Origin of the sequence: Erysipelothrix amsterdamensis (assembly GCF_940143175.1) — a bacterium.
Taxonomy (GTDB): domain Bacteria; phylum Bacillota_I; class Bacilli_A; order Erysipelotrichales; family Erysipelotrichaceae; genus Erysipelothrix; species Erysipelothrix amsterdamensis.
This window is the reverse complement of record NZ_OW659496.1, coordinates 1,609,926-1,622,326: the sequence shown is the minus strand read 5'-3', so window position 1 is coordinate 1,622,326 and position 12,401 is coordinate 1,609,926. Positions and strand designations below refer to the sequence as shown.

Sequence of the window (12,401 nt, the reverse complement as noted above, 5' to 3'; positions counted from 1 at the left end):
ACTTTAAGATAATTTCGTAAACACACGCGACGTGTGTTAGAAGGAGGATGAGATATGAAGGGTATTAAAAAACATTTAGTTGCTTTATTATCTACAGTATTGATGATGACATCACTCGGTATCGCACCAGCACTCGCTGATGATGCGCCACTTGGAAACGATGACTTCAATATCGTAGTGAATAAAAAACTAAACCCCAAAGATGGAACTGACCTAGTTCCGTGGGACTAAAGAAAAAACCAAGTTAGGATGAAGTTAACCGATAATTTACGGGCGATTGATATCCTAGCTTTTCTTGTATTCGATTTTCATTGTAATATTTTAAATAGTTTATCACAGTTTGTGATACAATTTCAGTAGAACCCTTTAGTTCTGGGTTTAATTCGAATGTTTCACACTTTAGAGAGGCATGAAACGATTCGATAGGAGCATTATCAGCGGGTGTCCCCTTACGGGACATACTCATGGTAATGCTTTTATTTTTTACTCTAAGTTGATACTCTTTTGATGTATAGACACTTCCTTGATCAGAATGAAGAATACATGGCTGAACGATATCCGGAAGTTGATTTAATGTATCAACCACACATTCTAGGTTTTGTCTGTCACTCAATGTAGACGCAATAATCTCACCATTATATAAATCCATGATCGTAGATAAATAGAGCATTTTATGGCCATAAGGGATGTAAGTGATATCTGTCACCAATTTCTCTAGAGGACGTAGTGATTTAAAGTCGCGATTAATGATATTGGGCATAATGATCTTCGGATTTTTGTTTTTTCGATACCGTTTGACCTTAACACGGCATTGACATTGGTGTTTCTGCATTATCTTTTGAACAGTATTCTTATTGATAATTCTTTCTTTTCGAATTAATGCAGTTATTTTTCGATATCCATAACGAAATTTATTTTCTTTACAAAGTTCAATTACTAATGCTTCATTGACAGAATAATTATTAGAATCTAGTTGCTCTTTTTTAGTCCAACGGTAATACGTTGACTTAGGTACCCCAAAAAGATTCAAGATATCTTTAATTGATACAGTGTTGCGATACTCTTCAACGAGCTTGATGATTATTTCAGGAACCACATCCTTTCTCTTTCCAAATACTTTTTTAATAGTTCAATTTGTTGCTCCAAAGATTTAATTCTAAGTCTTTGTGTTTCTTCGACCGTGTCTCCTTCAGGCCCTTTTCCAAAAGTATATTGCTTGCCTACAGGTTGAGAAAATCGATAGTGTTCACCATTTCGATACCATCTCCACCATGTTTTGACTTGTGTTACATTTTTTATTCCAAGTTCAGTCTGAATAAACCTGCTTGAGTATCCTGCCAATTTCATTTCTATAACTTTCATCTTTGTCTCATAGCTATGCATAGTTCGTGTTCCCATATAAAAACCTCCTATATTGAACTATTTTACAATAATTCTCATACAAGAGGTTTTTTTCTTTAGTCCCACGGAACTAGGTCAGTTCCGATCTTACATTAGATTTAAAAATCAAACTTGAAGATAAAGATCCGACTACGCCTAAAGTAGTTAATGACTTATCACAAGTATTCAAAGACGAGGGAAAGGAGAAAGAGAAACTTGATCTTGTAAAAGATAAAACCGACGAGTACGAAATGGTTGTATCTGAGAATGGTGAAGTTGAATTTGAACTAAACTATTCAAAAGAGGTCAAAGCAGCAGAAGGTGAAGCTGAAGCGATTAACCGCGATGAAAAACATAGCTTTAAAGTTAATGTAACTGAAATCGAAGAAGCTAAAGCAGAAGAGCCCAAAGTTGAAGAACCTAAGGCAGAGGAACCTAAGGCAGAAGAACCTAAAGTGGAAGAACCTGAAGCTGATGAAGATGTAGTGGATGGACAAAAAGTTTCTGTTGATGGATTAGGTATACAAGGGTTGTCAATCGTTAGTGATGGAACAGTAATAAGCCGTGATCCAGGAGATACAAGACCAGTAAATATTCTCTTTAATGGTGCTCAAACTAATGCCAATACAGCTTTGTATAGTGGAAGTCTAGAAATTGATTTATCATCTGCACCATTAGTGGTGGATAAGAGTAAAGTTAAATCTACAAATAGTTCAGTCAAATTGCAATCATACGATACACAAAGTAAAATTATGAAGTTTAAAATTGAAGATGGCTTTTCCGGATCGTTTAGCATCCAATTCCCTGCAGATGTAAGTGTGGCTGCAGTACCATCAACAACTTCAGTAGTTTCCGCAAAAATGAATGGTAAAGATAACACTGGGGCGGAATTTGAAGAAGCTGCTGCACAAAGTGGAACAATAAATATAACAGGTAATCCTGGGTCTTTTGTTGAAGCTGACAGTACAAATTTCGCTTCTTGGAGTTATGCAAGAAACTGGAACGGATCTGTATATGCAGGTGGAGTAATAGGATGGTTTGTGAATAGTTTTTCAGGTCAAGAATTACACTTCTCAGATTTGAAAATTGTGAGAAAAAATCATAATTTAAATTTTGATTTATGTGATGGAGTTAATCCTCATATTGATGATTCTAAGTTGCAAACACGTCGTTATTTGGTGAAAAATGATGGTGATGAAACAATAGTAAGTTATGGCGAAGTATCGCTTTCAAGATTTGATCTTCGACAAAATACTAAGGTTCCATCTGGAACTGCAAGTGGATCTTATAACTTCGAATACGAAATATATAATGGTAATAATTTAATTGGAACTCTAAATCAAAAAACAACTGTTCTTCCAGATGGCACGATGCTTAGACCTGTTCATATGGTCTCACCTACTACCGCAGGAGAAGGTGATCGCGTTATATATCGAACAGCTGTAGGAGTCGATGGAAGTGGTCCATATCCTACTAAAAACCTTGAAGAAATTATTTTAATACCATCAGAGTTTAAACCAATTAGAGTTGGTGGGAACGCAATGGTTCATTCATATGAAACTAATAATTCTGGTGTTTACACACAAATTACAGACGGAGAAGACATTTCATCAATTAGTAACATAACACGAATAAAGCTGTCTCGATCTGTAACTATTTCAAATCAAACTGATAATCATCAATATATTGAAGGTATTCTACAAAATACGACTCCAGGTCAAAGTGTAGATTTCGAAATTGAAAAGGTTAACTATATTGATACAGTAGGGGTTCAACATGAGTATTTTTCCGAAGGTGGAACTAACCCAAAAACTGTATCCGTTGAGATTCAAAGTAGTTCAAATAATTTAGGAACTACTCAGTTGCAAGTTGGTGACGTAGATGGTGGATACCCAGGTACTGGGTATGGAGTGATTCCAACAGCACCGACTATGAAAGCGCGCTTCTCTACTTTATTAACTATACAAAATGGTGGTGGACCAACAATTACCAATCCATATGTATTTATGATTGCCCCGGAAGGATTAGAGGTCAATACCAATATAAGTCGCCATGGTATCCGTTTGAATACAAGACCGTTAGATCACTCATATGTTGGGCGTGATGTATTTATTCGAAATGAACAACCAGAACTTGAAAAGATTCCATTGAGTAATGGAAAAGTAATCTATCTATATAAGTTGAAAAATGATGAGCTAGTTGGAACACGTGATTTTGGAGAACTATTACAAGTTCAATTTAATGTGGATAGTTCCAAACTAATCGCTGGGAAATATGATGTTGAGTTTGGTGCAGGTAGTTTCGATAGTGAAATAGAAACGGTTAACTCACCAAAATATAGTTCTAAGAACCTCAGCCAAGAAGAAAAAGACTTGATTGGCACTAGTGCGGAAACTTATCAAGGACGTACAAAATCATTTGAAATAACACGAGCAAATGGCGTTAAAACGAATTCAGGGGTTAAGGGTGGACTTGATGCTAACTGGCTTAACGGTGACGGCGTAATTGGTACATCAAAACCTTATAGCAATGTTTATTTTGGATATACATTAGAAAATGAAGGAACACTACCAATTGATCGCTTTACAATAATCGATACTTTACCTAATTTGGGAGATTCTACAATTACTACAGGAATTGGTCGCGGTTCTAATTTTAAAGTTAATGCAACAGGTAGTATTAAAGTACTCATAAATGGTGCTGAATCAAATCGTTATTTGATTAGTTACTCAACAAGTGAGAATCCAGAAAGATTTGATGCATCAGGTAATATTATCGCAGGTGCAGCTTGGACAACAAGTAAACCAGTTGATGATACTACAATACGAGCAATAAAAGTTGAAATGATTGATAAATTAATGCCTACGGATAAACTCTATATTGAATTTGAAGGTGTTCTCCCAGCAGAAACCCCTCGAGATGATTCGATGGCTTACAACAGTATTGCATACCGTGGTGAAACTACAAGCGGTTCAATTACAAATGTTGATGCTTTAGAGCTTACAAAAACAGGCGTTAAAGCTTCAAAACCAACAGAAAAAGGTGTTCTAGAAGGCCAGTTATACTATGATTTAAATAAGAACGGCCAAAATAATAGTGAAGCAGGTATGAACGGTATTACAGTAGAACTATACGATGCAAACGACCTAAATACCGCTTTAGAGTCAACAACTACTTCTGTAGGTAATGGTGTAGATGGTATGTTTGGGTTTATTGACAAACCAAACGGTGATTACCAAATCAAGGTTGTATTTGACAGTGATGTTAAAGCTGAATCATTTGGAACAGATCAAGTAGAAATTGATTCTTCCGGAAAATTCGGGTGGTTAAAGAAATCGGGATCAAAAGTATTTAAAGTATCTGATATTTTTGGAACTGAAGAAATAAAAGATATAAATGGTGCATTGACATTAATGACTAATATTTCTGGTGGCGTCGTATTCGTTGATAAAGATGATAATATCGTAACTTCGAATTATGGTAAAAATTGGAAAGTAGAATTAATGCTCAATGGTTTAGTTATTAAAACTATGCAAACAGGAACTAATGGTTCATTCTCGATGGTAGATGAAGTCCTTCCACAAAATGACAATTATGTACTTAAATTTACGAATACTGCAAATTCAAAAGATTTCAAGTATAGTTCAGTTCTAAACGACTTACATGATGGGACTGCAACTGAACGTGTAATCATGGGACATACATATACAAATGGAATTCTCTACATTACAGATACTGATACACCTGAAATTAAAAATCTGACAGCAGACAAAGCATTACAACCAACAGATATTTCATATAGTGTTACAGATGCTACAACAGATGTAACTGAGGCTTGGACAATTAAAAATGCATCTGGAGCAACTATTGCTTCCGGTACAAAACAAGCAGATGTAAAAGCAGCGATCGCAGCAATTGATGCAGCTGGTGAATATACATTTGAAATCGTTGCAACTGATGCAGCTAAAAATGAAGCCAAAGGAACTACAACATTCAAATTCATTCCTAAGACAGCTGGAAATGAACCAGTATTAAATGTTACAGGAACAAGTAAAACAGTAGAATTAGGTTCTGCAAAACCAAACCTAAAAACAGCATTCGGCGTAACTGCTACTGATAAATTAGGTGGTGCAATTGCAGATGCTCAAATAACTGCAACCGAAATTGATTCAATTCCTGTAGACTCAAGTGGAAATGTAACAACAGAGGGAAGTTATAAAGTTAAGCTCGAAGTAACAGATCCAACAACAGGTCTTAAAGCTAATAAAGAAGTAACTGTAACTGTAGTTGATACAACAGCTCCAGTATTAACCGTTACTCCTACAACAATTAATCTAAACCTTAAAAAAGGTAAAGCAAATGCATTAACATTTGATGAATTTGTTGAAAATCACTTAACAATGACAATGGTCGAAGCTGGAAGCCAAACAGGCATCAAACTTCAATCAGATGATTATAGTGTAGATTTCGCTAATAACGGAACTAACACATTCAAAGTTTATGTTGTTGATAGCGCAGTAGCTAAGAATAAATCAAATGAAGTATCAATTACTGTAAATGTAGAAATGTTTGATGAAATTGATGATAATAATAATGAAGCAATCAATGCACATGACTTCAACATTAAGTTAAGTGATGTAAATGATGCAAACTTAATCATTGGTGCAGATGCAAAAGCATATGACATTAGTGTATCACCTAAAAATCCAGTAGGTTTGACGGTAGTATCGCCATTACCAACAACAGTTGGTGATCACACAGTAAAATTCGAAACGGAAAAAGGAACTTCAAAAGAAGTAAAAGCCCATGTATTCGATGATATCGATTCAGGAACAAAAGAAGCAATCAACGGACATGACTTCAACATTAAGTTAAGTGATGTAAATGATGCAAACTTAATCGCTGGTGCAGACGCAGCAGCATTCGATGTAACGACAAATACTCCAGTATCTGTAGCAATCGCAACAGTGACACATTCAATTACAAGTGTGGGAGATTACCCTGTTAAATTCGAAACAGCAGCCGGAACTTCAAAAGAAGTAACAGCGCATGTATACGATGAAATTAATCCTATAAATAATGAAGCAATTAATGCACATGATTTTGTAATTCAATTATCATATGTAAACGAAGCAAACGTAAAACAATTATCAGGTCTAAAAGCATTTGACCTAAGTGTTGATCCTGCAGTTCAATTAAACAATGATGATATTAACGTATCAGCATTACCAACAACTTCAGGTGTTCACAACATTACATTCACAACAGCTAAAGGCTCATCAATCACAGTTAAAGCACATGTGTTTGATATCGTGGATAATGTAAATAAAATTGCTATTAATGCTAACGATTTCTCAATGCTTATTGATGATGTAAACGAAGCTAAATTTATCGAAAATTCAGGCGTTGAAGCATTTGATGTATCAGATGTTAATAACATTACGCCAATTACAGACATCAAAGTGATTTCACAATTACCTACAACAGTTGGTAAACATAAAGTTAAATTCGAAGCAACTAATGCAGCTGGTAATACAGAAAACATTGAGGTAGATGCATCACTCTTTGATCATGGAACAATTACTCCAGGTCAAGGATCAATCTTTGCAAACAACTTTGACATGAAGATGAAAAACATGAACAACGCAAGTGTTATCGCAGCAGCAGGTGTAACAGCATTTGACGCAAACGGTAATGCAGTTGATGTTAAAGACATCAAACTCGTAAGTGCACTTCCTACAACAGCTGGATTCCATAACTTCATCTTTGAAGCAAATGGTGTTCAAGTTACTGTTTTAGGACATGTTACAGCACGTTATCAAGTTGTTGGACATGACTTAAATATGACAATGGCTGAATTCAAGGCATTCAAAGCTAATGGTACGATTGAAAAAGAAATTATCAAACGTGCAGAAGGTAAAGTAATTAACTTGGATACAGGCGAAATTGCAGAACTTGCAAGTGTTGATTACCATACAGCAGATATTACAAAACTTGCTCCTGGTAAATATGATGTGGTCTTGAACTACACAATCGATGGTGACTTTATTGATGAAGAAACACCTTCAACATTTGGCATGAATAAAACAATCAGTAAACATGTTAACTTAAATATTACTGATGATAGTAATTCTGGAAATGGATCGAATAACGGTTCAAACAACGGTTCAAACAACGGTTCTACAAATGGATCTCAAAATGGTTCAGGAAATGGAACTAACACAGATAAAAATGCATCATCACTTCCTTCAACAGGTATTGCAGTAGATAGTACACCAGTACTTCTTGCAAGTGGTCTTGTTGTTCTAGGATTTGTCTTAATGCTTATGAATAAAAAGAAAAAAAACGAAGATCAATAAAATGATTAGCGTAATTTTAAAACACCCTTTATAAAGGGTGTTTTTTTATGGAATGGGTTGATGATTTTAATCTAGATTTCACGATTGTCATGTAAGATTAAGATAAGAAGGAGGGATTCTATGAATATTGAGAAGAAATGGTTTCAAGATTTAACGAAAGAAGAGTTGTTTGAGATGTATCGCTTACGTATTGATGTTTTTGTGGTTGAACAAGAATGTGCTTATCAAGAGATCGATGATTTTGATTTAACGGCACTTCATGTTTTTGCTCGGGATGATGCAGGCGTTTTAGTCGGCTATGGGCGTGTTTATGACGCGGGTGACTTCAATACCTTCGGACGTGTTTTAATCTTGCCTAAACTGCGTAATCAAGCTCTGGGCTCAATTCTCGTTCAAACGCTAATTGATACCATCAAGACAACCCTCAAAGATAAACCGATACAAATTCATGCAATCGCATCCCTTAAAAACTTTTATGAGAAAAGAGGGTTTAAAGCCATTGGACCCATCGTCGTTGAAGATGGAATTGAACACATTGATATGGAATATTGTGCTTAGCAAACAAGAATCTGATTTAGCACTTTCTTGCTATTTGACCCATAATAATCACGATATTTGCATGCTGATAATTTGTATATTTGCTAATTTGGTGTTTTTTATATTTGAGCATTGCATATTCCCAAAACCTAGCGTATAATAGGAAACATCAACAGGGATTATGTTGAAAAACACAATGCGCCCGTAGCTCAACTGGATAGAGCACTTGATTACGGCTCAAGAGGTTATGGATTCGACTTCTGTCGGGCGCGCCAAATATTAAATAAAACACCTACTTCTGTAGGTGTTCTTTTTTTATTGGTCCTGAGGTCTAAAGAGACGCCGATAAATATAGAATAAGAATCGATCATAGTAAGATACAATACGTTTGTTTGAGAGTGTATAAAGAATTACACCACACCAACTTAAAACAAGAAGAAGTCTTAGATAGAGATTATCAAGGTTAAATGTAATCGGAGCCATTAGTACGAGTAGATATGTATGAAACATATAGATATTTAAAGAGTTTTTCCCAAAGCGTTTAAAAGGTGTCTTACGGTCTGGCACAAGATTGAGGAGAACATAAATACCCATAAAACCAAGACCATAACGCACTAAGGCTAAAAGCATTGGATATCCCATTGTGGAAAAGAGTTCATGATACGAACGATCTCCCCATAGAAACTCGGCTGGAAGTTTGAGGATAAAGGTATAGAGATATGCCGCAATGATTAGTAGGGTAAGTACAAGGAAAGGATAACGTTTTGGTTGTGACTGGATTTCCTCAATAGTTTGATGTGAGGTGAAATACCCTGCAAGAAAATAGGGCAAGAAGACAAGAACACGAGACAAGGTTAAATAGTCCCCAAACTCTGTGAAAAGACCTCCGATAACGCCAATAAATAAGCTTAGAGCAAAGATATCTTTGACTTGAAGCAATGATGGTAAAAGTAACTTCCAAATAAACATAGCAAGAAGAAACCACATTGCCCATCCAGGTGTTAGAAAACTAAAAATAGGTAATGAATCTGAAGTTTGCATTCCAATTGGAAGCATCTTCAACAAAGCCCAAAGTGTATTAAAAATAAAGAATGGAATAAAGAAGTTGCGAAATGCATCATTACGTCCCTTTTGAATATTTTTAGAAAGATACCCTGAAATAAACACAAAGGCAGGCATATGAATCATATAGATGAGATTATAGATGAACTGAAGACTTTTGAAGTCATGACGTAAAAATTCAAATCCATGTCCAAATACGACCAGCATAATAAGTATTCCTTTGAAATTATCGATCCAAAGGTATCGTTGTTTAAGTGTAGTCATAAAGCCTCCGATTTCCTCTATAATAACAAGATTCATACCGCAAGTCTATGAAATAGAAAAACTGCCGAAGCAGTTAAACACGAACCTTATAGACAATTTTAGAAATGGGATTATTACCTACGAGGTCATAACCCACCTTATGGGCTTCATGCTCAAAGAAAACAACAAAACTCTTGGGTGGTAGAGAACCTTTAGTACAATGTGTTTCGCAATCTCCAAACAAAATATCACCTGCTTCATCATAGTCAGTTTGATGAATGAGTTGATCTTTGTGTGTCATTTTAAAATATTCGGTACCCTCTAAAATGACATGTACATCAAAATAATCACGATGTAATTCATAAGACTTTTCTTCTTCAAGACCGGTCTCAAAATTAATGAAGTTTTTAATTAAAGTTGATGAGGGTTCAGAAATCGTTGTCTGTATATCCTTCAATACCTCATCCAGTTCTGAGCTTAAACCAAGGTATAAATGTGCATTACTGATACGGTCGTAGATCATAGTCAATCCTCCTTGACACCATCATACACAAGATTTCAATCATGTTATTTAATTTTGTGCATTAGTGCCATAAACTATGTATTTCATGACATATAGCTTTGAACACGGAAGTATTTAAGTAGAATATTGATAGGGAAGGAAGTTTAATTCAACATAATAGATTAAAAACACCTTCTCAAATAATAATAGTGAGCATAAAACGTTAGCATCAAGCACATCCCCTTGCATATAAATCGGCGGTTGATTTATGTCGTGTATTGATGTTCTTTATGTTCAACCTCTATTCAATCATTCCCAATGCAGAGTTTATCCATTCTTTGCAATTGATTGAATCATCCAAAGAGCACTGTGTCGGACAACGCAGTGCTTTTTTCGCATTATTTGAATGAATCAACCTGTATATTTGTCTAATTCTGCGTTTTACGTTGACAAGTTAGTGAACTGTTTGTACTATAAACAAAAAAGGAGATGATGATATGAAACGGATTGATTGTTTAGGCGAAATTTGTCCTTACCCAATGCTTTTACTCCAAAAAGAATATGATGCCTTATGTTCTGGAGAGTCTGTTTTATTGGTTACAGATCATCATTGTACTTTATCTGCCGTTGGTGTTTATTGTGATGCGCAGGGGTTTCGTTACAGCCCTAATGAGGTAATACCTGGTGTGTGGGAAATTACGATTACCGCAAAACAATAACGAAGCGCAATCAAAATCTTGAGGGGTTCTATGAAAGATTTAGAGAAGAAACAACGTTATGTTTATCTCGCAGCATTGATGATGCTGCTTTTTATTGTATTTGTTAGAGGTGGGGCACGTATTAAAATGAGTCACGATACGTTGCGAAAGCCAGCGGCGTCTGAATCGGATGTGATTGTGTTTCTGGTTACATCTGATGATACCCTGGATACCATTGCTGAGCGTCTTGAAGGGCAAGGGATAGTCCGTTCAAAAAAATTTTTCAATAAAACAATCCAACGATCCACAACGCAAAACATTAAGCCAGGAAATTATTTTTTAGATCGTTCATCAACCTATGAGGAACTTGCAAGTCAATTAACCAATCCAGAAAACAAAGTTGGACGCGAAGTTGATATCACATTTATCCCAAATGATTGGGCTAAAGATTTTGCGTTTAAAATTGGGAACATTACCAACCTCAGAGCAGATGATATTTTATCGGCTTGGAGTGATCCAGTGTACTTAAAATCCCTAAGCAAGGACTATCCGTTTTTAACTGAAGCTGTATTAAACCCCTCGTTAAATGTTGGTTTAGAAGGGTATCTTACCCCTGAAACCTATCGTTTCTTTACTCAAACAACCGTCGATGCGGTTACGCGAAGACTTTTAGACCAAACCCTTGCGTTTTACCAAGAACATAAAGCTTTATTTGAGACTCAAAAACTCAAGATCCATGAAATCTATACACTGGCTTCAATTATTAATTTTGAAACCGAAAATTTTGATGATATGAAACGGGTCTCCGGTGTATTTTATAGTCGACTCCAATCGGAAATGCCCTTGCAATCCAGTGTTACCGTCTGTTATGCATTGTATGAATATGAAACCTGGCAACAATGTGAATCGAATACAGATATTGATTCTAAATTTAATACATATCAACATTTGGGACTTCCTATTGGTCCGGTTATGAATCCATCTCAAAATGCACTCTTAGCTGCAATGGAACCGGAAAGACACCAGTATTATTATTTTGTTGGTGATATGAAACATCATGATGTTTATTTTGCGGAAACGTTATCAGAACATGAGTATAATGTGGAAACATATGTTGATCCCTATCGATAACCCTAAATTCAAAAAGAGCAACCACCTAAGGGGCGGTTGCTCTTTTTGAATTTAGTCTAAACCGTATCTACCCATCTTCCGAAAATTAAGAAGGCCGTTGTTTATAGAATTAGGCAATCGATTTTTGATTTTTTTGTCGAGTATCATCAATACAGCAGAAATCACATATGTAAGTAACACAAGGATTAATGATATATAGATTGGTTTAACAGAATATTGATCTGCATCCAACCATTTCGTCAAATCAAAAGATTCACTACCGACCGTAATTAGCATTGGATATATTGACATAAATATTAATGCAGTGTACAAAACTAATAACGTTCTAATTATTGAAATTATTTTCTTCATATTTAATCACCCTCTGTTCCATTTGGAAGAAGGATTCGCAAATCCCGAATACATTCTTCTTTAAATCAATTCTAGTATTTTAGAAAAAAAGGAAACGATTTCATACTAGAGTAGTCACTACATTATTTTTAATAGTAC

The 12,401-nt window shown here is 35.4% G+C and carries 8 protein-coding genes and 1 tRNA gene; 6 read left to right on the top strand and 3 right to left on the bottom strand.

Annotated elements, in window-relative coordinates:
- Positions 1-54 precede the first annotated feature (54 nt).
- Entirely contained in the window at positions 55-231 is a 177-nt protein-coding gene (locus NMG63_RS07750; protein ID WP_254006888.1) for a hypothetical protein, read from the top strand.
- A 13-nt stretch (positions 232-244) separates the two neighbouring features.
- Here NMG63_RS07750 and NMG63_RS07745 read toward each other — a convergent pair.
- Positions 245-1,398, bottom strand: a protein-coding gene (locus tag NMG63_RS07745; RefSeq protein WP_254006376.1) for an IS3-like element ISErh1 family transposase whose coding sequence is annotated in 2 segments (ribosomal slippage) — positions 245-1,125 and positions 1,125-1,398 — 1,155 coding nt in all. Because the reading frame shifts where the segments join, the coding sequence is not laid out codon by codon here.
- A 233-nt stretch (positions 1,399-1,631) separates the two neighbouring features.
- On the opposite strand from NMG63_RS07745, the gene NMG63_RS07740 reads away from it, so the two are divergent.
- From NMG63_RS07740 to NMG63_RS07730, 3 genes are all read left to right on the top strand, one after another.
- Positions 1,632-7,739 carry a peptidase gene (locus tag NMG63_RS07740; RefSeq protein WP_254006887.1) on the top strand — a complete coding sequence of 2,036 codons (6,108 nt, stop codon included), beginning with the start codon at positions 1,632-1,634 and terminating at the stop codon, positions 7,737-7,739.
- A 120-nt stretch (positions 7,740-7,859) separates the two neighbouring features.
- Positions 7,860-8,297, top strand: a complete 438-nt coding sequence (locus tag NMG63_RS07735) for a GNAT family N-acetyltransferase (protein WP_003774689.1) — start codon at positions 7,860-7,862, stop codon at positions 8,295-8,297.
- Positions 8,298-8,474: 177 nt separating this feature from the next.
- Positions 8,475-8,551 (top strand) — tRNA-Arg (locus NMG63_RS07730).
- A gap of 40 nt (positions 8,552-8,591) precedes the next feature.
- On the opposite strand, the gene NMG63_RS07725 is transcribed toward NMG63_RS07730, so the two are convergent.
- The gene (locus tag NMG63_RS07725) at positions 8,592-9,602 is read right to left on the bottom strand and encodes an acyltransferase family protein (RefSeq protein ID WP_034886696.1); all 1,011 of its coding nucleotides are present in this window, start codon (positions 9,600-9,602) and stop codon (positions 8,592-8,594) included.
- 73 nt (positions 9,603-9,675) lie between these two features.
- A complete protein-coding gene (locus NMG63_RS07720; protein ID WP_003774694.1) occupies positions 9,676-10,104 on the bottom strand; it encodes a NanQ anomerase/TabA/YiaL family protein in 429 nt (142 codons plus the stop codon).
- Between the two features lie 476 nt (positions 10,105-10,580).
- Here NMG63_RS07720 and NMG63_RS07715 point away from each other — a divergent pair, with 476 nt between their 5' ends.
- Positions 10,581-10,802 (top strand): sulfurtransferase TusA family protein, encoded by a 222-nt coding sequence (locus NMG63_RS07715; RefSeq protein WP_115355068.1) that lies wholly within the window; start codon positions 10,581-10,583, stop codon positions 10,800-10,802.
- A 30-nt stretch (positions 10,803-10,832) separates the two neighbouring features.
- A complete protein-coding gene (gene mltG, locus NMG63_RS07710; RefSeq protein WP_254007562.1) occupies positions 10,833-11,912 on the top strand; it encodes an endolytic transglycosylase MltG in 1,080 nt (359 codons plus the stop codon).
- The last annotated feature ends 489 nt before the right edge of the window (positions 11,913-12,401 follow it).